Source organism: Microbacterium sp. NRRL B-14842 (assembly GCF_050470785.1).
On record NZ_JBFLUM010000001.1, the window covers coordinates 3,103,784 to 3,129,533 of the forward strand.

Here is a 25,750-nt window from a genome sequence, read left to right on the forward strand (position 1 = left end):
CCCGACCATACCCGGAAGCACAGGGAAGTCAAATTTCCCGCTGAACGGGAGAAAAACGCCTGAGCGAATCGCTCTGCAACCCTGTACGGAACCGTGATCGTCTCTCACTTCTTTTGAATGACTCAAAATAACGTGGTACGGTCGGAGGACAGCAACCGGTCAGGCAGACCGCTCCGCACGCCACTCAGAGGGCCGCCTGCGGAGGCGCGCCGCCGCAGCCCGTGCGCCGGAGTCGGGGAGAGCACCCCCCGCGGTCCGACGTGCGCAGCGCGAGGGACACACGTCCCTCGGCGCGAGCCTGCCCATCCGCCCCGAGAGAGGAATCCCCATGCCAGAGACACGACCCACCGACCATCGCCGCACGGGGTTCACCTCGATGCCGCATTCCTTGGGTCGCGGCGGCCGCGAGGACATCGTCTGGGAGGCGCTCGAGCGGGTGGACGGGAAGCCCGCGCCCGCGATCGGCGTCATGCAGGCGGCGATGGGCACGGAGGCGCAGACCCGCCTGACCCAGGACGTGATCCGCGCCTACCTCGATGCGCAGGGCGTCCGCGACACCCGCGAGTGGGCGGCACGCCGAGGCGGTGTCGCATGAGGCGTCGACTCCGCTCCGACGTCCGGGAGCACTCCGACACCGTCCTCCGCCTGCAGCCGGCAGAGCTCCACGAGACCGCACCCTTCGCACCCGGCGACGACCGCTTCGTCGCCGAACTCGCCTCCCCCGGCCTCGGGGCGTGCTCATTCGTCCTCGGTCCGCAGGGCACACCTCCACCCGCGTGGATCGTGCTCGATTATGCCGACGGGCAGCAGCGCCGGTGGCGGCGTGCGCGGCGGGCAGGCGATCGGCATTTCTTCACCCTCGCGGAGGACACCGCGAGCGCGGGATACATCACAACTGTTGCCTGAGGCAACTTTGAGGCGTACTCTGGACACATGACCACCGGCGAAGACGTCGCCGGCATCCACCTGGCCCTCGTCCGCGTGGTGTCGGAATGGAGTGAGAGCGATCTGCAACGTCAGGTCGCGGAAGCCGTCGACGTCGCCCTCGATCCGTCCGCCATCCGCGCGCTCTACCTGCTCGGGATGAACGGAGGCACGATGGGCTTCGGCGACCTGGCCGCACACGCGACACTGTCGCGGCCGACCACGTCGAAGCTCGTCGCCCGCATGGCGACGCAGGGCGTCGTCGACCCCGTGCGCTCGGGACGCACGGTCGAGGTGCGCCTGACGGACGCGGGCCGGACGGCCTATGCGCGCCTGGTCGAGGCCGGCCATCGCATGGTCGGCGATGCGGTCGCAGGCTGGTCACCGGACGAGATCGACGGATTCCGCCGCCAGCTCGGCCGCTTCGTCACCGCACTGTCCGGCACGCCGCCGGTCGTGTCCATCAAGGAGGAAACCCCATGACCCGCACCTATGTCGTCACCGGATCCGCATCCGGCATCGGCGCCGCCACCGCCGAGCTGCTCCGCTCTCAGGGCCACACCGTCATCGGCGTCGACCTCGCCGGCGTCGAGGTCGACGGAGATCTGTCCACCCACGAGGGGCGTCTGGCCGCGGCGAGCGCCGTGGTCGAGGCGGCCGACGACGGGATCGACGCCGTCATCGCCTGCGCCGGCATCTCGGCTCCGATCTCGAAGACGATGTCCATCAACTTCTTCGGCGTGACCGAGTTCCTGACCGCGCTGCAGCCCACGCTGAGCCTGGCCGATGCGCCGCGCGCCGCCGTGGTGTCGTCGATGGCCTCGCTGCAGCCGGTGTCGCCCGAGCTCGTCGACGCGGCCCTCGCCGACGACGAGGCGCGCGCGATCGAGATCGGCGACCGCCTGGCCGCGACACCCGAGGCCGGGTTCCTCAACTACTCGTCCAGCAAGCGCGCCCTGTCGCGGTGGGTCCGTCGCGAGAGCATCACCCCGGCGTGGGCGGGAGCGGGCATCCCGCTGAACGCCGTCGCCCCCGGCACCGTCATCACGGCGATGACCGCGGGCCTGCTCGACTCGCCCGAAGGTCTGGCCATGGTGGACGCCGCCGTGCCGATGCCCCTGAACTACCACCAGCCGGCGTCCTCCATCGCCGAGCTCCTCGTCTGGCTCACCAGCCCGGTCAACACCCACATGGCGGGTCAGACGATCTACTGCGACGGCGGAGCCGACGCCGTCCTGCGCGGCGACGACATCTGGTCCTGGAACGACGCCCCCCAGAGCTGAGACCTGCACTGCTCAGCCGCTGTTCCGGGAGCGCGGGTATCCTGAGGGTGTCTCCGGCACCCGGAGCAGCGGACGAGGGAGCAGTACCCGCACACGACGACTGACTCATGAAGGAGTCCGTCATGATCCGGTCGTTCATCACCCGCACCGACCTGCTGCGTGTGGCCCTGGGCTGGGGCGCGGTCGTCGCCCTGCTCGCCCTGCACCCGTTGCTCGCGCCTCCCGTGCCGGGACCACTCCTGGTCGTCGCCCTCCTCGCGATCGTCGCCGTGATCCTCGTGTGCGCGTTCGGCGTCGTGAAGCAGGCCGAGGCCCTCGCCCACCGGCTGGGCGATCCCTACGGATCCCTGGTGCTGACCCTGTCGATCGTGCTCATCGAGGTGATCCTCATCTCGGCGGTCATGCTCGGGCCGGGCGAGCACGCCACCATCGCGCGCGACTCGGTCATGGCCGTCTCCATGATCATCCTCAACCTCGTCATCGGCCTGGCCCTCCTCCTCGGCGGACTCCGCCATCGGGGTATGGCGCACAACCGCACCGGCACATCCGCGTACCTGTCGATGCTCGTGGTCCTCGTCGCTCTGGCGTTCGGACTTCCGGGGCTCATCGGCCACGGCGGTGCGTACACGGTCGGCCAGGAGATCCCGATCATCGTGCTCACACTCGTCCTGTACGCGTTCTTCCTGTTCCGGCAGATGGGTGCGCAGGCCGATGACTTCACCGAGGTGGACGAGAGGCTGCGGCCAGCCCACACGGCGGCGAACGCGGCACCGCGGACCCCCATCCGCGCGGTGCTCGCGGCCCACCGCGTCGAGGTGCTGACCCGCCTCGTCCTCCTCGTCATCACCGTCGTCCCCATCGTGCTGCTCTCGCACGACATGGCGGCCCTGCTCGACGACGGTCTCGGCCGGCTCGGCGCTCCCGTCGCCCTGGCGGGGCTGCTGATCGCCGGCATCGTGTTCCTCCCGGAGTCGATCACCTCGATCCGCGCGGCCCTGAACGGCGAGGCCCAGCGCGTGAACAACCTCTGCCACGGGGCGCTCGTGTCGACGGTCGGCCTGACCATTCCGGCGGTCCTCCTGATCGGCATGCTCACCGGGCAGCAGGTGGTGCTCGCCGAGTCGCCGGCCAACCTCCTCATGCTCGCCGTCACCCTGCTGCTGTCGGTGACGACGTTCGCGGCGAAGCGGGTCACCGCGATGCACGGGGCCGCGCACCTGGCGACCTTCGCCGTCTACGTGCTCATCCTCTTCAGCTGAGCCGCCTCAGCGGGTCAGCTCGGCGTGGACGGGCTTCGGGATGAAGAGGGAGAAGGTCAGCGCGCCGGCGAGCACGACGGCGCCGGTGAGGAGCGCGGCGACGTAGCCGCCCGCCGCATCCCCGCTGCCGCCGAACGAGGTCTGGGCCGCGTAGATCACGACGAAGCTCAGTCCCGCCCCGAGGTTGATCGCGCCGGTGTTCAACCCGGGGAGCGATCCCGGCCGCTCCTTCGGCGACAGCACGACGCCGAGGCCGTTCAGCATGATGTTGCCGATGCCGGCGTACGTGACGCCGGCCGCGACCGAGAGCAGCAGCAGGGTGACCCGGGAGGACGTCCCGACGTTCGCCACCATCAGCACGAGCACGACGATCGTGCCGATCAGTCCCACCCGGAGCATCGCGCGGTAGCCCACGGTCGCCGCGAGCCGTCCGGTCAGCGGTCCCATCAGCAGGCCGGCGAGCGCGTACGGCATCAGGATCCAGAACGACACCTCCTCGGCGCTCATGGACAGACCCATGCCGGTGTCCTGCGCCAGAGCGGGGACCACGCCGTTCATCACCGCGAAGATGCCGGAGAGGGTCAGCAACGAGGTCGCGCAGAGCGCCCAGGTGGAGCGCTGCTTCAGCTGAGCGGGCGAGACCAGCGGGTCCCGCAGCGCGCCCTCCAGCTTCCAGAAGGCGAGGAACGACACCACGGCCAAGACAGCCAGCACGATCACCAGGAGCACGTCCGCCTCGGCGAGCTTCCCGAGCTCGTTCAGGGCGACGAGCATCGACCCGACGGAGACGACCAGGAGCAGCGACCCCCACCAGTCCATGCGCGGACGGTCCTCCGCCATCGTCTCCGGGGCGAGAAGGCGCACGACGAGCGCCGCAGCCACCGCGACACCGGCCATGGTCCAGAAGATCGAGGCGAACCCGTGGTTCGTGGCGAGGTAGCCGCCGAGCAGCGCGTCGCCGCCCGCGATCCCGCCGTTGACGGCCGTGACGACGCCGAGCAGCGTGCCGTACATCTTCGGGTCCGCGACGGCCGCGCGCAGCATGATCAGGCACAGCGGTACGACGGGACCGGAGACGCCCTGGATGAGGCGGCCGACGAAGAGCATCGGGACGTTCGTCGCGAGCGCCGCGACCACGCAGCCGACCGCCATCACCACGAGCATGCCGACGAGCACGCGCCGCCGTCCGATGAGGTCGCCCAGCCGCGGGAGGAACAGGGTGAAGAGGGCGGCGGCGGTGAAGAACACCGTCTGGGTCGCCGCGATCTCCGATGCCGTCGCGTCGAGCTCGCGCTCCATCGTGACCAGAGCGGGGCTGAGCATGCTCGCGTTGAGCTGGAACGCGAGGCAGGCCGCGAGGAGGGCGACCATCAGCGGGGCGACGGCCGTCCGGGGCCGGAGGGCGGTGGTGTGCATGTCGTTCTCACTTCTTCGTGTCGGTGCGGGGGGCGCCGGAATGCGTAATCCTTTACGCGCGGCTTATCTTGGGAGTCGAGGCGCCGGTGTCGGCGCCCGACGGGAGTCGAGGTGCGGATGAGGAAGCCGTCGGTGACGCTGCACGATGTGGCAGCCGCGGCCGGGGTGTCGATCGCCACGGTGTCCCGCGCGCTGAACGGCAAGGAGCGCGTCTCCGGAGCCACCGCCGAGCATGTGGCCCGGGTGGCCGAGCAGCTCGGGTATCGGGTCAACCTCATCGGCCGCGGTCTGCGCGAAGGCACCGGCGCGACCATCGGCGTGGTCGTCCCGGTGATCAGCAACCCGTTCTACGGTGAGCTCGTCCATCGCCTCGAGGACCATCTGCAGCGGCGGGGATTCGACCTCGTCATCGCGGACTCGCACGGCGAGGTCGACCGCGAGCGCGCGCGCCTGCGCATGCTCGTCGAGCGCCGCGTCGAGGGGGTCTTCGTGGTCCCGTCCGATGCGGAGCTGTCGTTCGACGCCGTCGCCGATACCGCCCAGCGCCTTCCCCTGGTCCAGGTGGACCGGAGGGTGCTGGACCTGGATGCCGACTTCGTGGGGGTGGACAACGATCATGGCATCGGGCTCGCCGTCGACCATCTGGTCTCCCGCGGCGCCTCTCGCATCGTCCTCGTGTCGGGCAACGACGTCACGTCGGTCGGCCGCGAGCGCCGCGCCGCGTTCGAGGCGATCGTCCGCGCGCGGTCGCTGCCGGTCGAGGAGAACGTGTTCGGCGAATACCTGCTCGCCTTCGGCGAGTCCGCCGTCACGGAGCTGCGAGCGCGCGGTCCGCTCCCGGACGCCATTGTCGCGGGCGACGACCTCGTCGCCGCCGGTGCCGTCGCCGCGCTGAAGCGCGCCGGCCTCCGCGTCCCCGACGACATCCTCATCACGGGATTCGACGGCACCATGCTGGCGGAGGTGTGCGAGCCGCGTCTGACGACCGTGGTCCAGCCGTTCGACGAGCTCGCCGCGGAGGCGGTGGAGGCTCTCGTGCAGCGGAGGGAGGATCCGGACGCCCCGTACGCCCTGCGCCGCGTGGCCCCGACCCTGCGCGTGGCCGAGTCGACGTCTCCCGCGCCGGGCGCGTGACCCTCAGGCGAGTGCTGCGACGGCATCCGTCACCAGGTTCCAGAAGGCCGGCACGTCGAGGGTCAGCGCGACGTCGGCGTTCGGCTCCTTGCCGAGCATGTCGTGGAGGTCGACACACGTCGCCCCTGCCGTGAACTCGCCGGCCGTCTCGATGTCGACATGGCAGCGCTGCACCGTGGCGACGGCACGATCGATCGCGATGGCGACGGTGATGGGGTCGTGCAGCGGTCCCTCCGGCATCCCCTCGGCCTTGTCGTACGACGCGGAGAAGAAGCGCAGCAGTTCCACGCCGAACGCCGCCGTGCGGTTGCCGACCGCCGCGATCCGCTGCACGACCTCTTCGGTGATGAGCGCCTGGTGGGAGATGTTGAGGCCGACCATGGTGAGCGGCAGACCGGAGGCGAACACGACCGCCGCGGCCTCGGGGTCGGCCCAGGCGTTGAACTCGGGATAGGCGCCGACGTTGCCGCGTCCGGTCGATCCGCCCATCCAGATGATCTCCTTGATGTTGCGGGCCGCCTCCGGGTGCTGCTGGAGGAGCAGGGCGATGTTCGTCAGCGGGCCCGTGGGGATCACCGTGATCGGCTCCGCGGAGGCCTTCAGGGTCTCCGCGAGGAAGTCGACGGCGTGCCGCGGGTCGAGCGGGACCGTGGGCTCGGGGAGGACGGGTCCGCCGAGGGCGTTGTCCCCGTGGATCCAGGCCCCCGGGGTGAGCTCGCGGCGGAGCGGCTTGTCGGCTCCCGCAGCCACGGGGACGCCGGTCACGCCCGCGACCGTGAGGGCGATCTGCGCGTTCCTGGTGGTGTGTTCCAGGTAGCCGTTGCCACCGACGGTCGTGACGCCGCGGAGGTCGATGCGCTCGTCTCCCGCCGCCAGCCAGATGGCGAAGACGTCGTCGTGGCCGGGGTCGCAGTCGAGGAGGACGGGGACGGGCATGGGGTGCTCCTTTGCAATCGGGTGTGCGTAAACGTTTACACTCTTTCTCATGAACGTCAAGCCGGACGCTGTCCTCGCCCCTTCCCTCGTCGTCGTCGGGAGCGCCAATGTCGACCTCACCGCCTTCGTCGATCGGCTGCCGACCGCCGGCGAGACCGTCGCCGGGGGCCGGCTCTCGCGCGATCTCGGCGGCAAGGGTGCCAACCAGGCCGTCGCGGCGGCCAAGCTGGGCGGTCGGGTCCGGATGGTGGGGGCCGTCGGGGCCGACGCCGACGGCGCCTGGATGCGCGATGAGCTCGGCCACGCCGGCGTCGACACCGCGGACCTGCGCACGGTCGCCGCGCCCACCGGGACGGCCCTCATCGTCGTGGGTGCCGACGCCGAGAACCAGATCGCGGTGTGCCCCGGCGCGAACGAGCTCGTCTCCCTCGAGGGCGTCGCCGTCGGGCCGGACGAGGCCGTCCTGCTGCAACTGGAGATCGCGATGTCCGTCGTCGAGAGCGTCGTCGCCCGCGCCGAGGGGTTCGTCGCCGTCAACGCCGCCCCCGCACAGCCCCTTCCCGACGCGCTGCTCCAGCGGGTGGATCTGTTCATCGTGAACGAGACCGAGCGCGAGCTGATGCCGGAGCTGGCCGATGCCGCCCTCGTCGCCGTGACCTACGGCGCCGAGGGGGCTGCCCTGTTCCGCGGCGGCGAGGAGATCGCACGGGCGAACGGCGTGCCCACCCGCGCCGTCAACACCGTGGGGGCGGGAGACGCCTTCTGCGCCGCGCTCGTGCTCGCCCTGCAGAGCGGACTGCCAGCGCAGTCGGCCCTGCAGACGGCCTGCGCGGTGGGCGCTGCCGCCGTCGCGCACCTCTCCTCGCAGCCTCCCTTCGACCCGCTCGCGCGCTACGTCCCCGCGCCGTAGCGGCGCCCGTCGACGGCGGTCGGTTCAGGACGCGGCGCCGGCCCCGCGCAGCGCGCAGCGAAGATCGCTCGGCGGCACGAAGTCCGCGGTGAGGGACCAGTCGGCTTCCTCCCCGGCGGGGACCTCCACCGTCGCCTGACCGGACCCGACGACCGTGGCCGCGTCGGTGGTGAAGAACACGGTCACGACGTACGTCGCATCCTCGTCCGTGGGATTGCCGACCACGCCTTCCGCCGTCCCGCCGTCGTCCTCCGTGGTGCAGGTCGTGATCTGAGTGCCGGCGCGCACCTCCGGAGCGTCCGGCACGTCCTCCGGTACGCTCGTCGCTCCGACGACCCCTTCTTCTTCACCGGGGATCTGCGGCGCTCCGTCCGCGGCGGTCGGGGTGGGGGTCGGCTCCTCCTCGGCCGCGGAGCAGGCGCTGAGCAGGAACACGGAGATCAGGAGCGGCGCCGTGAGACGGGCGATCCTGCGGTGGCGTGCGTACATCATGGGCTCCTCCTTCGACCCGACCGTCCGTGGCGGGTGATTCGCACCCGCCACGGACCACTTCTCGGTCAGCGCTGCTCCTGCTCTTCCTCTCGCCGGCGCACCCGGGTGAGGCCGAGACCCAGCCCGGCGAGGACCATCACTCCCCCGAGGAGCAGCCCTCCGGCCATCAGCGTGCCGCCCGTGACCGCGAGACCGGTCGGCGGGGTGGGGACCACTCGGGTGATCGTCTGCGAGGTCGGCGGATCGATCGGCCCGTCCGGCGTGTTCCCCGTCACCGTCGCGACGTTTCGCACCTCGCCGCGACGCACGTCCGCGGCGTCGATGGTGTGCGGGGGCACCGTGCATGTCATCTGCTCCCCGGAGGCGAGGCTCGTCGCCGGGCAGGTGACCGCACCGGCCGTCGGGTCCGACACGGCGATGTCGGAAACCGTCTGTGCCCCGGTGTTGGTAACGATGATCGTCCACTCCACGCGATCGCCGAGGTCGATGATCCGGTTCGCGTTGACGTCGACGGTCGTCGCCCGCTTCTCGATCGCGAGGGAGTTGGTCCCGTCGAACGGCACCTCCACGGTCGACGGCGGTGACACCGGCGGCGTGCCCGTGGGCGGTGTCGCCGTGGCCGTCGCGGTGTTCGTCAGCCGTCCGGAGTCCACGTCCGCCTGAGTGGTCGTGTACGTCGCGGTGCATGTCACCGTCTGCCCCGGGATGATGCGGGCCGCTTCATCCGGGCATGTGACCGCCGACAGCTCGCCCTCTCCGGAGAAGTCCGTGTCGTCCACCACCACGTCCGCCAGCGTCACGTTGCCCGTGTTGGTCACGACGAAGGAGTACTCCAGAATCTCCCCCACGGTGGTCATCACGGCCGGGGTCGCGGACTTCACGATGTTCAGGCCGGGGGCGGGAAGCGCCGGGACGCGCGTCTCCGACGGCGGCGACACGGGAGGCTGCAGATCCCCGGGCGGGACGCCGGTCGCCGTGGCGGAGTTCGTCACCTGACCGGCGTCGATGTCCGCCTGCGTCAGCACGTACGACGCGGTGCAGACGAGCTGCGCCCCGGGGGCCATCGATGCGGTGCCTGCCGGGCAGTCGATCGCCGACAGCGTCCCCGTCCCCGAGAACGCCCCCTCGTTCACCACGACATCCGTCAGCGTGACGTTGCCGCTGTTGGTCACGACGAACGAGTACGTGACCTCCTGGCCCACCACATAGGAGTCCGGAGCATTCGGGGTGGCCGACTTCACGACCGTGATCGCCGGGTTCCGGTCGCCGGGGACCTCGACCGTCGACGGCGGCGTGACCGGCGGCTCGCTGGTCGGCGGTCCCGTCGGGGGCTCCCCCGTCGCGACAGCCGTGTTCGTCAGTCGCCCGGCGTCCACATCGGCCTGGGTGACCACGTACGGCGCGGTGCAGGTCACCGTCGCTCCCGGGGCCAGCGATGCCGCCTCGGCAGGACACGTGACCACCGGCGCGGTTCCCGTCCCCGAGAACGACACCTCCTCGACACCGACGTCCGTCATCGTCAGATTGCCCGTGTTGGTGATGAGGAACGAGTACGTGATCGTCTGCCCTGCGGCCGAGATCTCGGTGAGGTCCGCCGTCTTGGCGACCGTGAGGGCCGGCGACCCGTCTGACGGCACCCTGACCGTCGACGGCGGCGACACCGGCGGCTCCCCGGACGGCGGCGTTCCCGTGCCCGTGGCCGTGTTGGTCACACCGCCCGCATCGATGTCGGCCTGCGTCACGACGTACGGTGCGGTGCACGTCACCTCCGCCCCCGGGGCGAGCGATTCTGCTCCCGCGGGGCAGGTCACCACCGGCGCGGTGCCGGTACCGGTGAACGAGACCTCGTCCACGCCCACCTCCGTGAGCGTGACGTTTCCGGTGTTGGTGACGAGGAACGAATAGGTGATCGTCTGCCCGGCGGAGGTGATCTCCGTCCAGTCGGCCGTCTTCGCCACGGTCAGCGCGGGTGCCGGGTCGCCGGGGACCAGCACGGTCGACGGCGGTGAGACCGGGGGTTCGCCCGTGGGCGGCGTACCGGTCACGGTCGCGGTGTTCGTCACCCCGCCGCCATCCAGGTCGGTCTGGGTGACCACGTAGGGCGCGGTACAGGTGACCTGGGCTCCCGGCGCGAGCGATGCGGCTGCGGCGGGACACGTCACGACCGGAGCCGTGCCGGTTCCGGTGAAGGTCGTCTCGTCCACCGTCACGTCGGCGATCGTCATGTTCCCCGTGTTGGTCACGAGGAAGGAATACGTGATCGTCTGGCCCGCTGCGGTGATCGTGGTGCGGTCGGACGACTTCACCACCGACAGTCCCGGTGCCGGAGTCGACGGCACCTCGACCTCGGACGGCGGGGACACCGGCGGCTCCCCCGACGGCGGAGTACCCGTCACGGTCGCGGTGTTCGTCACCCCGCCCGCATCAATGTCCGCCTGGGTGACGACGTATTCCGCCGTACAGGTCGCCTCGGCTCCCGGAGCGAGCGACGCCACCGCGGCCGGGCACTCGATGACGGGTGCCGTCCCTGTGCCGGTGAACGAGGCCTCCGTCACCTCGACATCCGTCAGCGTCACGTTGCCGGTGTTCACGACGAGGAAGGAATAGGTGATCGTCTGCCCGGCGGCCGTGATCTCCGTCCGGTCCGCCGTCTTCGAGACCGACAGGCCGGGCGACGGCTCCGACGGCACCTCGACCTCGGACGGCGGCGACACCGGCGGCTCCCCCGACGGCGGAGTACCCGTCACGGTCGCGGTGTTCGTCACCCCGCCCGCATCGATGTCCGCCTGCGTGACGACGTACTCGGCGGTGCACGTGACCTGGGCCCCGGGTGCCATGGTGGCCGCACCCGCCGGACAGGTCACGACCGGAGCCGTCCCTGTGCCCGTGAAGGTGCCCTCGTCCACGGTCACGTCGCGCACCGTGACGTTACCGGTGTTGGTCACCAGGAACGAATAGGTGATCGTCTGCCCCGCCGCCGTGATCTCGGTTCGATCCGCGGTCTTCGCCACGGTCAGCGCCGGCGCCGGGTCACCCGGGATCTCCACCGTCGACGGCGGCGACACCGGCGGCGTTCCGGAAGGCGGCGTTCCGGTCGCCGTCGCCGTGTTCGACAGCTGCCCCGAGTCGACGTCGGTCTGCGTCAGCGTGTACGTGGCGGTGCAGGCGATCTGGGTTCCCGGCGCGAGCGCCGCGGCCCCCGCCGGACAGGTGATCGCCGACAGCTCGCCCGAGCCCGTGAAGGCCGTCTCATCCACCGTCACGTCGGTGAGGGTCACGTTGCCGGTGTTCGTGACGACGAAGGTGTAGGTGATCTCCGTTCCGACCGTGTAGCCGGCGGCGGTCGAAGGATCGGCCGACTTCACGACGGTGATCCCGGGTGTCTCGATCGACGGGACCTCGACCTCCGACGGCGGCGACACCGGCGGCTCGAGGGTTCCGGGCGGGTCACCGGTCACGGTGGCGGTGTTCGTCACGCCGCCCGCGTCGATGTCGGCCTGTGTCACCTCGTAGGTCGCGGTGCAGGTCACCTGAGCCCCGGGCTCGAGGGACGCGGCCGCTGCGGGGCAGGTGACGACGGGAGTCGCGCCGGTACCCGAGAACGACACCTCGTCGACGGTCACGTCCGAAATGGTCACGTTGCCCGTGTTCGTCACGAGGAAGGAGTAGGTGATGACGTCCCCCGCGGCGGTGATCTCCGTCCGGTCGGCCGTCTTCGCGACGGTGAGGGCGGGCGCGCCGGGGACCGTGACGATCGCCGTGGAGGGTGCGGACACCGGCGGTTCGAGGTCGCGGGGCGGCGTGCCCGTCGCCGTGGCCGTGTTCGTGACCTGGCCGGCGTCGACGTCGGCCTGAGTCGCGGTGTAGGACGCCGTGCAGGTGACCTGGGCCGCCGGGGCGAGCGTCGCCGCGGCTGCGGGGCAGCTGATCGTCGGCGCCGTGCCTGCGCCGGAGAAGGCGGTCTCGGTCACGGAGATGCCGGTCAGGGTCACGTTGCCGGTGTTGGTCACGAGGAACGCGTAGTCGACGGTCGCGCCGGCGGCGGTGATCGACGTCGGGTCGGCGGTCTTGACGAGGCTGATCGCGGGCGTCTCGTCCGCAGGGACCACCACGGTCGAGGGCGGTGACACCGGCGGTTCGCCCGTGGGCGGCTCCCCGGTCACGGTCGCGGTGTTGGTCACCCCGCCCGCGTCGATGTCGGCCTGGGTCACCACGTAGGGAGCGGTGCACGTCACCTGCGCACCCGGAGCCAGCGATGCGGCGGCCGCGGGGCAGGTGATGACAGGAGCCGTACCCGTGCCGGTGAAGGCGGTCTCCGTCACCCCGACGTCGGCGATCGGCACGTTTCCGGTGTTGGTGATGAGGAAGGAGTAGGTGATGGTCTGACCCGCGGCGGTGATCTCCGTGCGGTCCGCCGACTTCGTCACCGTGAGCGCCGGAGCGGAGGTGACGGGGATCTCGACGGTGGACGGCGTGGACACCGGTGCCGTACCCGTGGGCGGGGTGCCCGTGGCGGTGGCCGTGTTCGTGAGCGCGGAGGTGTTGTAGTCCGCGGCGGTCACGGTGTAGCTCGCGGTGCAGGTGACCTCGGCTCCCGGGGCGAGGGATCCGGCGCCGGCGGGGCAGCTCACGTCCAGCGCCCCGGTGCCCGAGAATGCCTCCTCATCGATGCCCACGTCGGTCAGGGTCACGTTCCCGGTGTTCGTGACGAGGAAGGAGTAGTCGATCGTCTGTCCGGCGCCGGTGATCGCGGTCGTCTCGGAGCTCTTCTCCAGCGAGATCGCCGGAGCCGGGTCCACCGGCACGCGCACGGTCGACGGCGGCGACACCGGTGGCGTCAGCGACCCCGGCGGCACACCGGTGGCGGTCGCGGTGTTGCTGACCGATCCCCCGTCCACGTCCGTCTGCGTCAGGGTGTACCTCGCGCTACAGGTCGTCTGCGCACCCGGGGCGAGGGGGGCGACCGGGCACTCGATCGTCGACAGGGAGCCGGAACCCGTGAACGCCGCCTCGTTCACCGCGATGTTCGAGACGGTCACGGTGCCCGTGTTGGTCACGATGAACGAGTAGTCGATCACCTGTCCGACCGTGAAGTCGTCCGGTCCGGACGGGGTCGCCGACTTCACGACCGTGAGCGCCGGGGTGCGGGTCGTCGTGACCGTCGCGGTGCTCGGGTTGCTCTCCACACCGGTGTTCGCTTCAGAGGTTCCGGTCGCGAGCGCGGTGTTCGTCACCGTGCCCGCGTCGATGTCCGCCTGCGTCAACGTGTACGCCGCCGTACAGGTCGTGTTCTGCCCCACGGCGAGCGTCGTCGCCGCACAGTTCACCGCCCCGAGCGTCCCCGTGCCGCTGAACGCGGACTCGCGGATGCCGAGCCCCGAGACGGCGACGTTGCCGGTGTTCGAGACCGCGAACGAATAGGTCACCGTGTCCCCCGCCGCGCTGGCGGTGGTCGGCGTGACCGTCTTCGTCAACGCCAGAGACGGCGCCGGAGCCGTGATCGCGAGGGCATAGTCCTCCACCTCACCCGGGCCGCCGGTCCCCGTCGGGGTCGCCGTGGTCAGACCCGTCCCGCTCTGGATGCGGAACCGCGCGAACGTCTGCCCGCCCACCGTCTGGGAGGCGATGCCGGACCAGTTCAGCGTCACCGACGAGCCGTCCGCCGTCCCTGCGGGCACCGCCGCGGTGGCACCCTCATTCGCATCGAACACGCCGTTGCGGTTGAAGTCGATCCAGCCGACCAAAGTCGCCGGCACGCCGGGCACCTTGTTCGAGGCCAGCACCGACACGGAATAGGTGTTGGTCACGCTGGCCATGATCGGCCCGAACGACGCCACCCCCGTCTCGTCGTTGATGGTCTGGTTGGGGGCCGTGCCGCCGACCGCGTTGTCGCCCGTGGCGTTCGCACTGTACTGCATCGCGCTCTCGGCATCCGCCGACCACCCCAGATACGTCGCCGCATTGAGCTCCTGGGAGACCGATCCGTAGCTGGCCGGCGCATCGCCGAAGTCGTCGGGGATGGTCGTACAGGAGGGATTGAAGCCGTCGATGCCCTCGCCACCGCTCTGAGCCCGGTAGCCGCGCACGACGATGTCGCTCGTTCCGGTCGTCCCGGCGGGGCCACATCGGGGTGTCGGCGTGTCCAGACCGCCGTTGGTGTTGAAGTTCTGGCCTGCGGTGAGGACGGTGGGGGTCGCCGCGAGGTTGACCCGCAGCTCGCCGGTCGCCGTGAAGGTCATCGGACGACACGTGATCTGCACCGAGGAGGGCCAGCGGGCGCCGTTGTCGCCGACGAAGGTCGTACCGGTGATCCGGTGTACGAAGGTGTTCGCCGGACACGTCGCCGTCTGCACGTTGCCGCGACTCTGGTCGTAGACCGGTCCGGTGATCCAGGTGGGGTTCACCGTCGCGGTGATGACGCCCGCGTTGCTCACGGTGATCGTGGAGCACTGGAGGCTGAAGCGCGTGAGGATCGAGTTGCCGGTGGCGCCCGGGGCATCCGCCGTCCGGTTCTCCGTCTGCACCGCGGTGAGGACCGAGTTCGCCGGACACTCCGTGGGTGCCGTGAGGTCCTTGTCGGAGCCGACGATCGGACCTTCGTACGAGACGCCGAGGTACAGCTGCGCCGGGTCACCAGGGGCTGCCGTCGCGGGCAGCACGGGCGCGACGAGCGACCCGAGCACGAGGGCCAGCATCGTCGCCACCGCCCACGGTCGTCGCGGCGACAGCAGGCGTCGTCGCGTTCTCCGGTCCTTGTTCTTCTGTTCGCGTTCGGAATTCGTATGCAGAGAGAACTGCATGGACACTCCCCTGTTCCGTGCCCAGTTCACCCACCCCTCCGAACTGGGATACGGCTGAGAGTAGGGGGAGCGATCAGGGAACTCCAGGGTGACTTTCGTCCCTCCAGGATGAGGACGTGAGTCAGTTCTCCTGCTCGGCGGACAGGCCGAGTCGGTGGCGCAGAGCCGCGGCGCGCTCCTCGAGTTCCGCACGGATCTCGTGGGCGGCGAGCGAGCCGCCGGAGAGGAAACCCGCCTCCAGTGCCTCTCGCCACCGGCGGTTCACCTCGGCCAGTTCACGGGTGAGGCGCTCCCTGTCCTCGTCCGAGAGCAGCTCCGGCGGGACGGCCTCCTCCACCTCGCCCTCCGGCACGACGTACCACCGGAAATCCTCGCGACCGCGCGCGTCGTTGAGTCGCCAGAGCACGGCGAGGGACACCAGGACCCCTGCTCCCCCTGTCGCGATCATCACCCAGGCGAACCCGGGCGCGTCGTACCGTTCGAGCATGCCCAACCAGAGCAGCAGCCCACTGATGAGGCCCAGGACGCCGGGGAAGACGATGCGGACGAGGATGAGTCCGGCGGTGTGCATCCAAGGGGTCATGCGTGAGACCGATCGATGGGCGTTCGCGGCGGAGAAGAAGAAAGAGCCGGTCAGACTCTGACCGGCTCTTTCATGAATGTCTCGCTGTGCGCGAGGGGGGACTTGAACCCCCACGTCCATAAGGACACTGGCACCTGAAGCCAGCGCGTCTACCATTCCGCCACTCGCGCGAGCGTCTCGTTCCGAAGAACTCAACTTTCCGAGGATATCACGCGTTTTCGGCCTCGTTGCACACCCCCGGTGGGGCGTCGGCGGCGTTCCCCCAGGTCACCTGGCTACGATGTCCCTACCGGTCGGCATGCCAGAGGAGCCCAGTGGGACTACTTGACAGCTTTGAGAAGGGTCTCGAGCGCGCAGTGAACAGCGCGTTCGCGAAGACCTTCCGCAGCGGCATCCAGCCCGTGGAGATCGCTTCGGCGCTGCGACGCGAGGCGGATACCACTGCGGCCGTGGTGAGCCGTGACCGCATCATCGCGCCCAACAACTACGTCGTGCGTCTGAGCCCCGACGACGCGGAGCGCATGCGCGGGCTCGGCGGCGCGCTGACGGACGAGCTGCACGCCCTCCTCACGAAGCACGCGAAGTCGCAGGGCTACAGCTTCGCCGGCCCGCTGTCCCTCACACTCGAGGCGGACGACAAGGTCGCCACCGGCACCGTGCGCGTCACCTCGGGCACCGTCGAAGGACGCGTGAGCTGGCAGGCCGTGGTCGACGTCGACGGACGCCGGCACACCCTCACGCGTGCCCGCACCGTGATCGGCCGTGGCTCGGACGCCGACATCACCATCGCCGACGCCGGGTCGAGCCGTCGTCACGCCGAGATCCTTTGGGACGGCGAGCGCGCCATGCTCCGCGACATGGGATCCACCAACGGCACGAAGGTCGACGGGCAGAAGCTCCGCGAAGCCGCCCTCCCCTCCGACACCACGATCACGATCGGTCGCACCGACCTCGTGTTCCGCATCGTCCCCGTCGCCACCCCGTCGCGGTCGTCCCGCCCCGACGACGACGCGACCCGCGTGTTCGGAGCCCTCGGATGAGCGAACTGGTCCTGCTCCTTCTCCGCATCGGCTTCCTCGTGCTGATGTGGTTCTTCGTGTTCGGGGTCGTCTACTCCCTGCGCGCCGACCTGTTCGGGGTGCGTGCTCGCAAGCTCCCCGCCGAGGCCACCGCGGGAGCACCCGCTGCTGCCGCTCCGGCACCGACCGCTCCGCCCCGTCCCTCGTCGGCGCGACCCTCGACCGGCCCCGCGACCGTGGCGACGGCGAAGCGCCTCGTGATCACGTCCGGGCCGAAGGCCGGTCTCGAGCTCCCCCTCGGCTCCGACGCGATGACGATCGGCCGCTCCAGCGAATCCGCCCTCGTGATCCGCGACGACTACACGTCCAGCCATCACGCCCGACTCATACTCCGCGGTGACACCTGGGCGATCCAGGACCTCGACTCGACGAACGGCACGTTCGTGGCCGGCCAGCGGGTGACGGGCGGCCCGGTCTCCCTGAGCCTCGGCACCCCGGTCAAGGTCGGCGCGACGACGTTCGAGTTGAGGGCCTGACGCCGGCATGGTTTTCGAAGGCTCGAGCGCCGCGATCTCCCACACCGGGAAGGTCCGCTCCAACAACCAGGACTCCGGGTACTCCGGGGCGAACCTGTTCGTCGTCGCCGACGGCATGGGCGGGCACGCGGGCGGCGACGTCGCCTCCAGCATCGCGATCCAGCGCATGGAGCCGCTGGACCAGCCGTACTCCTCCACGGAGGACGCGCAGGCCGCCCTTCAGGCCGCCGCCACGACCGCCGCGGGCGACCTCATCCGCGCCGCCAAGGATCGTCCGGAGCTCGCCGGACTCGGCACCACGCTCAGCGCCATCATCATGGTGGACGAGTACGCCGTCATCGGTCACATCGGCGACTCCCGCATCTACCTCTACCGCGACGACGCGCTGACGCAGATCACGGCCGACCACACCTTCGTGCAGCGCCTGGTCGATTCCGGCCGCATCACGCCGGAAGAGGCCAGGTATCACCCGCGGCGCTCCGTCCTCATGCGAGTGCTCAGCGACATGGACGCCGACCCCGAGCTGGACATGTTCGTCATGCACGCGCAGCCCGGCGACCGCTGGCTGCTGTGCTCCGACGGCCTCTCCGGTGTCGTGGACGAGGCCCGCATCCTCAAGGCCATGCAGCTCGGGCTCGCCCCCGGCCGCACGGCGGACAACCTCCTCAAGCAGGCCCTCGACGGCGGCGCCCCGGACAATGTCACGATCGTGATCGTCGACGTCGGCGGTCAGCACCCCGTCCACTCCGGCACCGCCACGATCGTCGGAGCGGCATCGAACCCGTCGGGTGTCTACGTGCCGCCGGTGCGGGCCCCGCGGAGCAACTGGCTGCACCCGGTGCGGCAGGCCGCGAATGAGCCGAGCCACTTCGAGCCGGCACCCGAGTACCTCGAGGAGCTGATCGAGGAGGACCGCCGTCGCGCCAAGCGCCGCCGGCTGGGCTGGATCGCCGGCACCCTCGTCGTCCTCGCGATGCTGGGCTTCGCCGCGTTCGCCGCCTACAGCTGGACGCAGACGCGCTACTTCATCGGCGCCGATGAGGACAGTGTCGTGATCTTCCAAGGTGTGCAGCAGAACATCGGTCCGATCACGCTGTCGACGCCGGTGGAGGACACCGAGATCCTCCTCGCCGACCTGCCCCCGTATCAGCGGGCCTCGGTCGAGCGCACGATCAGCGCACGCTCGCTCTCCGACGCGATGGCCATCGTCGACCGTCTCCGCACGGGCGCCGAGGCGAACATCATCGAGCAGACCCCGCTGCCCACACCGCTCCCCTCCCCGAGCGCCACACCGTCGGGAGGTGCCGGGTGAGCACCGACGTCCACGCCGACACCACGGTCATCAAGGCGCTGCGCCGGCTGCGCATGCCGCAGACGCAGCGCAACCGCGAGTTCTGGCTGCTCCTCTTCGCCTGTGCGATCAGCGGCGCCGCCCTCACCCTCGTCCAGCTCGGCGCCCTCGGCACCATCGACCCGATGATCCTGGCGATCGGCGGCGGCCTGGCAGCTCTGGCGTTCGCGCTGCACATCGTGCTCCGCTTCGTCGCCGCCGACGCCGATCCCTTCGTCGTCCCGATCGCGACGCTGCTCACCGGACTCGGCGTCGCGATGATCTATCGGATCGACATCGCCTTCGCGAACACCGGGTGGAACGCCTACTCCACCAAACAGCTCGCCTGGACCGCCATCTCGCTGGCCGGGGCGATCACGGTGGTCATCCTGCTGCGCAACTACCGGATCCTGTTCCGGTACACCTACATCTTCGGACTCGCCGGAATCCTCCTCCTGCTCCTGCCGTTCGTGCCCGGTCTGCGGATCCCCGACGCCAACGCACAGGTGTGGGTCTCGCTCGGCGGCATGTTCGCCTTCCAGCCCGGAGAGCTCGCCAAGATCTGTCTCGCGATCTTCTTCGCCGGCTACCTCGTGCGCACGCGGGAGAGCCTCACGTCGGTGGGCAAGCGGGTGCTCGGGATCACCTGGCCGCGGATGCGCGAGCTCGGTCCGGTGCTGGTCGTCTGGCTCGTCTCGCTCGGCATCATCGTCGTCCAGCGCGACCTCGGTACCGGAACGCTCATCTTCGGCATGTTCGTGGCCATGCTCTACGTCGCGACAGGCAAGACGAGCTGGGTGCTCATCGGTCTCGGCCTCGTGGTCGCCGGCGTCGCCGTCGCCTCCCAGATCCTCAGCTACGTGCAGGGCCGCTTCGTCAACTGGCTCTTCCTGTTCGACTCCTCGAAGGTCGACCCCGACGGCGCCGGATACCAGCCCATGCAGGGCTTGTTCGGGCTCGCCCGCGGCGGCCTCATCGGCACCGGCTGGGGGCAGGGCCGCCCGGAGATCACGCCGCTCGCGCACAGCGACTACATCATCACGAGCCTGGGCGAGGAGCTCGGCCTCATCGGGCTCTTCGCGATCCTCTGCCTCTACATGGTGTTCGTCAGCCGCGGCGTCCGCATCGGTCTCGCCGGTCAGGACGATTTCGGCAAGCTGCTCGCCACGGGCCTGTCGTTCACCATCGCGCTGCAGGTGTTCATCATGGTCGGCGGTGTCACCCGGGTCATCCCGCTGACCGGTCTGACCACCCCGTTCCTCGCCGCCGGTGGCTCGTCGCTCGTCGCGAACTGGCTCATCGTGGCACTCCTCCTCCGCATCTCCGACGGCGTCCGCCGTCAGCCCCGGGTGGTGATCGGCTGACATGACACGAGAACTCCGCAGACTCAGCATCGTCATGCTGTTCATGTTCATCGCGCTGTTCGCCGCGACGAGCTGGATCCAGGTCGTCGAGACCGACGGGCTGTCGCAGAATCCGCACAACAAGCGCACCCGGCTGGACAGCTACGAGATCCAGCGCGGCGCGATCATCGTCGACGGCACCGCGATCGCCAACTCGGTCCCCAGCGACGACACGTACCGGTTCCAGCGCGTCTACACCGACGCCGAGATGTGGGAGCCCGTCACCGGCTACTTCAACCCCGCGCTCGGCTCCAGCACCGGCATCGAGGAGGCGATGAACGCCGATCTCTCGGGCACCGGCTCGAACGCGTTCTTCGCGGAGATCGAGCGGATCCTCTCCGGTCAGCCCCAGCGCGGGTTCAGCGTCGAGCTGTCCTTGAACACGGCTGCGCAGCGCGCCGCCACCGAGGCACTGGACGGCCTGCAGGGCGCCGTCGTGGCGATGGATCCGAAGACCGGACGCATCCTCGCACTGGCGTCCACCCCCGGCTTCGACACGAACAGCATGGCGACCCACGACGCGAACGCCGCCAACGCGACCTATGACCAGCTCGTGGCCGACCCCGGCAAACCGCTGTCGAACCGGGCGATCGCCGGCGACCTCAATCCCCCGGGGTCGACCTTCAAGATCGTCGTGGCGGCGGCCGCCTACGCCAGCGGAGAGTGGACGGCGGAGTCGACCCTCCCCAACCCCGCCTCGTACACGCTGCCGGGCTCGAGCAGTCGCGTCTCCAACGCGTGGGGCGGCACCTGCGGCTCCGGCGCGACGGTCACGATCGCCGAGGCGATCCGTCTCAGCTGCAACATCCCGATGGCCGAGCTCGCGGTCGAGCTCGGCGATGACACGATCCGGGAGATGGCGGAGAAGTTCGGGTTCAACCGCAGCTTCGACATCCCGCTCACCTCGACGCCCTCGAGCTACCCCCAGGGACTCGACGACGCGCAGACCGCCCTCACCGGATTCGGGCAGGGGCAGGTGACCGCGACGCCATTGCAGATCGCCATGGTCTCCGCGGGCATCGCCAACGACGGCGTCGTCATGAACCCGCAGATGGTCGACGCCGTGATCGGCAACGACCTCTCGGTGATCCGGTCGTTCGACAGCACCGAGTTCGGTCGCGCGATGGAGCCGGACGTCGCCGACGAGGTGACCTCCGCCATGGTCGCGAGCGTCTCAAACGGCGCGGCGCAGGGTGCAAGAATAGACGGGGTCGACGTGGCCGGTAAGACCGGAACGGCGGAGAACGGAAACAGGCCGCACACGCTGTGGTTCACGGGGTTCGCCCCCGCGGACGACCCCGCGGTCGCGGTAGCGGTCGTCGTCGAGAACGGCGGCGGACAGGGTCAATCAGGAAGCGGGGACACCATCGCCGCTCCGATTGCGAAGAAGGTCATAGAGGCGGTGCTGGGCAGATGAGGCCGACGCAGGGTGTGTCGTTCGGTGGTCGCTACGAGCTGCAGTCGCGGATTGCGATCGGCGGCATGGGCGAGGTGTGGGAGGCGACGGATCACGTCATCGGACGCACCGTCGCCATCAAGATCCTCAAGGACGAGTACATGGGGGACCCCGGGTTCCTCGAGCGGTTCCGCGCGGAAGCGCGTCATGCTGCGCTCGTCAACCACGAGGGCATCGCCAGCGTGTTCGATTACGGCGAGGAGAACGGCAGCGCCTACCTCGTCATGGAGCTCGTGCCGGGTGAGGCCCTGTCGACGATCCTGGAGCGGGACGGCGCACTGAGTGCCGACAAGACGCTCGACATCGTCGCGCAGACCGCTTCGGCCCTCCAGGCCGCGCACGCCGCGGGTCTCGTGCACCGCGACATCAAGCCCGGGAACCTCCTCATCACGCCCGACGGCCGTGTGAAGATCACCGACTTCGGCATCGCCCGGATCGCCGATCAGGTACCGCTCACCGCGACCGGTCAGGTCATGGGCACGGTGCAGTACCTGTCGCCGGAGCAGGCGTCGGGTCACCCTGCCTCCCCCGCGACCGACACGTACTCGCTCGGCATCGTCGCGTACGAGTGCCTCGCCGGCAAGCGCCCCTTCACGGGCGAGTCGCAGGTCGCGATCGCCATGGCGCAGATCAACGAGCAGCCGCCGCCGCTGCCGCCGACGGTCCCGATCCCCGTGCAGAACCTGGTCATGGCGATGATCGCCAAGAAGCCGGCGGATCGCCCCTCCTCCTCGGCCACGGTCGCTCGTGCGGCCCAGGCCCTGCGTCGCGGAGACCTGAACTCCGCGGCCATCGCCGTGCCCGCCATCGCGACGGGCGGCATCGCCGGCGACGACGACGCCACGCGCATGCTCACCGCGACCGGTGACGACGGCACGACACGCATCCTCCCCACCACCGCGCAGCTTCCCACCGACGAGGCCGCCGCGGAGGAGCAGGAGAAGAAAAAGAAGAAGAAGAGCGCCTGGACCTGGCCGCTCATCGCGCTGCTGGTCCTGCTGCTCATCGTCGTCGCCGGCACGCTGTGGGCGCTGTTCGGCAACCAGGGCAAGGATGCCGACCCCGACCCCACCGGGTCCGCGAGCCGCACCCCCACGCAGACACAGACGCAGACGCCCTCGCAGGAGCCCACGCCCGACGAGACCCGGGTCGACGTGACCGCACTCGGTCTCAACGGCATGGACTGCGGCACCGCGACCGCGACGCTCAAGGAGGCCGGGTTCTCCGACATCGCCTGCGGCGAGGGCGACCCCGCCCCGAGCGACGGCGACGTCGGCAAGGTCTACCGGGTGCAGCCGGAGGGGAACGTCGCCACGACGACCCCGATCGCGCTCACGGTCTACGCCGGCCGCACGCCGCTGCCGACGCCGACCGACCAGCCGACGATCACCGGCGACCCGGTCGCGGGCAGCACCGTGACGATCTCCTGGGGCACCGGTTTCACCTGCCCCAGTGGCACGACGCTGTCCGGCTACGTCGTATCGCTGCAGAACGGCACCTTCGCCTCCGGCGGCCCGAACTTCCAGCCGACGCAGCGCAACGCTCAGGTGACGGTCGGCGACGCCGTGGGACAGCAGCTCATCGCGACGTATCAGGGCCTGTGCTCCGGTGGCGACCAGCGCACGTCGAACGCCTCTCCCCCGCTCTCCGTCACGATCGTGGCACCGGAGGACGGCGAGGGTGACGGCGGCGACGGCGCCCAAGGGTAGCCTGAGTATCCAGTCCAGCCGCAGTCGTTTCCAGGGGGGTCATCCGTGTCCACAGAGCCACAAGTCATCGCGGGCCGGTACCGCGTCGACGAGCTCATCGGACACGGCGGGATGGCGAAGGTGTACCGCGGGTACGACCTGACCCTCGGCCGCGAGATCGCGATCAAGATCCTCGATCCCGATCTCGCCCGCGACACCAGTTTCCGCACGCGGTTCCGCCTGGAGGCGCAGTCGGCGTCGCGCATGTCGCACCCGTCGATCGTCCGTGTGTACGACGCCGGCGATCCGTCGACGGTCGACAGTTCCTCGGACGAGCCGCCGTACATCGTGATGGAGCTGGTCAAGGGCACCCTGCTCAAGAAGATCATCGCCGACGGTCCGGTTCCCGTCGAGGACGCGGTGCGCTACGTCGACGGCATCCTCGAAGCGCTGGACTACTCGCATCGCGCGGGCGTCGTGCACCGCGACATCAAGCCCGGCAACGTCATGGTCACCGACAAGGGCCAGGTGAAGGTCATGGACTTCGGCATCGCGCGCGCGGTGTCCGACTCGTCCTCGACGGTGGCCGAGACCACTCAGATCATCGGCACCGCCGCGTACTTCTCCCCCGAGCAGGCCAAGGGCGAACCTGTCGACGCCCGTGCCGACCTCTACTCCACAGGGGTCGTGCTCTACGAACTGCTGACGGGGCGACAGCCGTTCCGTGGCGAGTCGCCGGTCGCCGTGGCCTACCAGCACGTCAGCGAGACGCCGGTCCCGCCCTCCGAGGTCAACGAGGAGTCGCCCGCCGCCCTCGACCCGATCGTGCTGCGTGCCCTCGCCAAGGACCCGTACCAGCGGTACCCGGATGCCGCGCACTTCCGCGCCGCTCTGGATGCCGCGGTGACGGGCGCCGCACCCACCCGCAAGCAGATCGGCGCGCTGACCAGCGAGCTCTACGGCCCGAGCCCCCGACAGGCGCAGGAGACGGCGCGGTCGCTGCGTCAGCTCAGCACCGACACCACGATGGCACGCACGCAGTCGGGACCGCCCGTCGCCTGGATCTGGGCGGGAGTCGCCCTGCTGGCGGTGCTCCTGGCCTCGGTGCTGTTCTGGGTCTGGACCATCAGCATGCGTCCCGCCGACGTGCCCAGCACCTCGCGAGTCGTCCCCGACCTGACGAACGTCGCCTCCGAGCGCGCACAGGACGATCTCGCTGAGCTGGATCTCTCCTCCAAGATCGTCATCGAGTCGAGCCCGTCGATCGCCGAGGGCAACGTGATCCGCACCGACCCCGAGGGCGGCGTCTCCGTGGAGCAGGGTTCGACCGTCACCCTCTACGTGTCCTCCGGCGAAGAGACAGTGGTCGTGCCGAAGCTCGAGGGGATGTCCCTCGATGCCGCGACGAAGGCGTTGAAGGCCGCCGGCCTCGAACTCGGCACCGTGACGCAGCGCAACGACAAGGGCCTCGCCGCCAACACCGTCATGACGGCGAGCGAGGAGGCGGATGCCGAGGTCGCTCCCGGCACCGTCGTGAACCTCGAGGTGGCCAGCGGGAAGGTCACCCTGAACAACGTCGTCGGCTGGTCCCTGGACTCGGCCACGCAGGCGCTCGAGGACCTGGGGCTCACCCCGGTGCCGACCGAGGCGCCGGAGTGCCCGGCGACGGATCCGGAGACCGTGCACTCGATGTCCGTCGCGCCGGGCGACGTCCCCGTCGGGTCGTCGGTCGAACTCCGCTACTGCACCGGATCCTGACGCGACACTCCGCAGCGGGTCAGCGTGCGAGCGGGTCGAGGCGGACGGAGCGGGTGACGGCCTCCTCGTCGCCGCACAGCCGGAGCCAGTTGGCGAGGAGCCGGTAGCCCCCTGGCGTGAGGACGCTCTCCGGGTGGAACTGCACCCCGTGCACCGGCAGTGTCCGGTGCGCGAGCGCCATGACGGTGCCGTCGGGGGCGGTCGCGGTCACGGTGAGGTCGGCGGGAAGGTCACCCGCCGCGAGAGCGAGCGAGTGGTAGCGCCCGACGTCGAAGGGTGAGGGCAGGCCCGCGAACAGCTCGGAGCCGTCATGCCGGACGGCCGAGACCATGCCGTGCATCACCTCGGGGGCGGAACCGACGGCCGTGCCGAATGCGGCCCCGATGACCTGGTGCCCGAGACATACTCCGAGGGTGGGCACTCCCCGCCGCATCGCGATGCGTGCCGCGTCGACCGAGACGCCGGCATCGGCGGGCGCCCCCGGCCCCGGAGAGAGCAGGAGGGCGTCATGCGCGCCGAGAAGCGCGTCGATCCCGGCCGGGTCGGTCGCGTCCGACTCCACCAGCGTGGTGTCGGCGCCGAGTTCCCGGAGGTAGCCCACGAGGGTGTGCACGAAGCTGTCGTGGTTGTCGACCACGAGCACCCTGGTCATTCGACGTCGACTTCGCCCGGCGCGATGAGCGGGCTGACCCACGGGAACACGTACCAGAGCAACGCGTAGAGCACCGCGGCGATCACCACGAGCAGGATGAGGACGCGCAGCCACCACGGGCCGGGCAGCAGGCGCCAGAGTGCGGCGTACATGGGTCTTCTCTCTCCTGGT

At 70.1% G+C, this 25,750-nt stretch carries 21 protein-coding genes and 1 tRNA gene; 14 read left to right on the forward strand and 8 right to left on the reverse strand.

Translation table 11 applies throughout. The features are described 5' to 3' along the window. Positions 1-328 precede the first annotated feature (328 nt). The 5 genes from AB1285_RS15130 to AB1285_RS15150 all read left to right on the forward strand — a co-directional run bounded on the left by AB1285_RS15130 (position 329) and on the right by AB1285_RS15150 (position 3,466). Positions 329-595, forward strand: a complete 267-nt coding sequence (locus AB1285_RS15130) for a hypothetical protein (RefSeq protein WP_370428195.1) — start codon at positions 329-331, stop codon at positions 593-595. Next, on the forward strand, positions 592-906 hold the full coding sequence (locus AB1285_RS15135) for a hypothetical protein (protein WP_187662818.1): 315 nt from the start codon (positions 592-594) through the stop codon (positions 904-906). The genes AB1285_RS15130 and AB1285_RS15135 overlap by 4 nt, the downstream gene beginning before the upstream one ends. 27 nt (positions 907-933) lie before the next feature. Beyond that, positions 934-1,407, forward strand: a complete 474-nt coding sequence (locus AB1285_RS15140; RefSeq protein WP_280568240.1) for a MarR family winged helix-turn-helix transcriptional regulator — start codon at positions 934-936, stop codon at positions 1,405-1,407. Then, positions 1,404-2,207, forward strand: a complete 804-nt coding sequence (locus AB1285_RS15145; RefSeq protein ID WP_370428196.1) for an SDR family oxidoreductase — start codon at positions 1,404-1,406, stop codon at positions 2,205-2,207. Before AB1285_RS15140 ends, AB1285_RS15145 begins: the two co-directional genes overlap by 4 nt. Before the next feature lie 122 nt (positions 2,208-2,329). Next, positions 2,330-3,466 carry a calcium:proton antiporter gene (locus AB1285_RS15150; protein ID WP_259954162.1) on the forward strand — a complete coding sequence of 379 codons (1,137 nt, stop codon included), beginning with the start codon at positions 2,330-2,332 and terminating at the stop codon, positions 3,464-3,466. A 6-nt stretch (positions 3,467-3,472) separates the two neighbouring features. Here the strand turns inward: AB1285_RS15150 and AB1285_RS15155 are convergent, their stop codons facing one another. Continuing rightward, positions 3,473-4,882 (reverse strand): MFS transporter, encoded by a 1,410-nt coding sequence (locus AB1285_RS15155; protein WP_259954163.1) that lies wholly within the window; start codon positions 4,880-4,882, stop codon positions 3,473-3,475. 132 nt (positions 4,883-5,014) lie between these two features. Here AB1285_RS15155 and AB1285_RS15160 point away from each other — a divergent pair, with 132 nt between their 5' ends. Further along, a complete protein-coding gene (locus AB1285_RS15160; RefSeq protein WP_370428197.1) occupies positions 5,015-6,016 on the forward strand; it encodes a LacI family DNA-binding transcriptional regulator in 1,002 nt (333 codons plus the stop codon). A 3-nt stretch (positions 6,017-6,019) separates the two neighbouring features. On the opposite strand, the gene AB1285_RS15165 is transcribed toward AB1285_RS15160, so the two are convergent. Continuing rightward, the gene (locus AB1285_RS15165; RefSeq protein WP_187662812.1) at positions 6,020-6,952 is read right to left on the reverse strand and encodes a nucleoside hydrolase; all 933 of its coding nucleotides are present in this window, start codon (positions 6,950-6,952) and stop codon (positions 6,020-6,022) included. Positions 6,953-7,001: 49 nt separating this feature from the next. Here AB1285_RS15165 and AB1285_RS15170 point away from each other — a divergent pair, with 49 nt between their 5' ends. Further along, positions 7,002-7,862, forward strand: coding sequence for a ribokinase (locus AB1285_RS15170; RefSeq protein ID WP_370428198.1), 861 nt, complete (start codon positions 7,002-7,004; stop codon positions 7,860-7,862). Between the two features lie 24 nt (positions 7,863-7,886). Here the strand turns inward: AB1285_RS15170 and AB1285_RS15175 are convergent, their stop codons facing one another. The 4 genes from AB1285_RS15175 to AB1285_RS15190 all read right to left on the reverse strand — a co-directional run bounded on the left by AB1285_RS15175 (position 7,887) and on the right by AB1285_RS15190 (position 15,907). Then, a complete protein-coding gene (locus tag AB1285_RS15175; RefSeq protein ID WP_259954170.1) occupies positions 7,887-8,354 on the reverse strand; it encodes a hypothetical protein in 468 nt (155 codons plus the stop codon). Between the two features lie 65 nt (positions 8,355-8,419). After that, positions 8,420-15,154, reverse strand: coding sequence for a DUF7507 domain-containing protein (locus tag AB1285_RS15180; RefSeq protein WP_370428199.1), 6,735 nt, complete (start codon positions 15,152-15,154; stop codon positions 8,420-8,422). A gap of 121 nt (positions 15,155-15,275) precedes the next feature. Further along, positions 15,276-15,737, reverse strand: coding sequence for a hypothetical protein (locus AB1285_RS15185; protein ID WP_370428200.1), 462 nt, complete (start codon positions 15,735-15,737; stop codon positions 15,276-15,278). Positions 15,738-15,824: 87 nt separating this feature from the next. Then, positions 15,825-15,907 (reverse strand) — tRNA-Leu (locus tag AB1285_RS15190). 144 nt (positions 15,908-16,051) lie between these two features. Here AB1285_RS15190 and AB1285_RS15195 point away from each other — a divergent pair. From AB1285_RS15195 to pknB, 7 genes are read left to right on the forward strand one after another with little or no spacing between them, the layout of a single operon-like run. Further along, on the forward strand, positions 16,052-16,777 hold the full coding sequence (locus AB1285_RS15195) for an FhaA domain-containing protein (protein WP_025102897.1): 726 nt from the start codon (positions 16,052-16,054) through the stop codon (positions 16,775-16,777). Further along, on the forward strand, positions 16,774-17,292 hold the full coding sequence (locus AB1285_RS15200) for an FHA domain-containing protein FhaB/FipA (protein WP_187662806.1): 519 nt from the start codon (positions 16,774-16,776) through the stop codon (positions 17,290-17,292). Before AB1285_RS15195 ends, AB1285_RS15200 begins: the two co-directional genes overlap by 4 nt. A gap of 7 nt (positions 17,293-17,299) precedes the next feature. After that, on the forward strand, positions 17,300-18,604 hold the full coding sequence (locus AB1285_RS15205; RefSeq protein WP_060922719.1) for a PP2C family protein-serine/threonine phosphatase: 1,305 nt from the start codon (positions 17,300-17,302) through the stop codon (positions 18,602-18,604). Continuing rightward, positions 18,601-19,986: an FtsW/RodA/SpoVE family cell cycle protein gene (locus AB1285_RS15210; RefSeq protein ID WP_370428201.1), complete on the forward strand. Its 1,386-nt coding sequence runs from the start codon at positions 18,601-18,603 to the stop codon at positions 19,984-19,986. The genes AB1285_RS15205 and AB1285_RS15210 overlap by 4 nt, the downstream gene beginning before the upstream one ends. Position 19,987: 1 nt before the next feature. Further along, on the forward strand, positions 19,988-21,442 hold the full coding sequence (locus AB1285_RS15215; protein WP_370428202.1) for a penicillin-binding transpeptidase domain-containing protein: 1,455 nt from the start codon (positions 19,988-19,990) through the stop codon (positions 21,440-21,442). Continuing rightward, the gene (locus tag AB1285_RS15220) at positions 21,439-23,190 is read left to right on the forward strand and encodes a serine/threonine-protein kinase (RefSeq protein ID WP_232089135.1); all 1,752 of its coding nucleotides are present in this window, start codon (positions 21,439-21,441) and stop codon (positions 23,188-23,190) included. Before AB1285_RS15215 ends, AB1285_RS15220 begins: the two co-directional genes overlap by 4 nt. Before the next feature lie 45 nt (positions 23,191-23,235). Then, positions 23,236-24,927, forward strand: coding sequence for a Stk1 family PASTA domain-containing Ser/Thr kinase (gene pknB, locus AB1285_RS15225; RefSeq protein WP_187662803.1), 1,692 nt, complete (start codon positions 23,236-23,238; stop codon positions 24,925-24,927). A 19-nt stretch (positions 24,928-24,946) separates the two neighbouring features. Here pknB and AB1285_RS15230 read toward each other — a convergent pair whose 3' ends face one another. Both AB1285_RS15230 and AB1285_RS15235 read right to left on the reverse strand, forming a co-directional pair. Then, the gene (locus AB1285_RS15230) at positions 24,947-25,579 is read right to left on the reverse strand and encodes an anthranilate synthase component II (protein ID WP_259954805.1); all 633 of its coding nucleotides are present in this window, start codon (positions 25,577-25,579) and stop codon (positions 24,947-24,949) included. Next, complete coding sequence (locus AB1285_RS15235) at positions 25,576-25,731, reverse strand: hypothetical protein (protein ID WP_370428203.1); 156 nt, start codon at positions 25,729-25,731, stop codon at positions 25,576-25,578. Before AB1285_RS15235 ends, AB1285_RS15230 begins: the two co-directional genes overlap by 4 nt. Positions 25,732-25,750 lie beyond the last annotated feature (19 nt).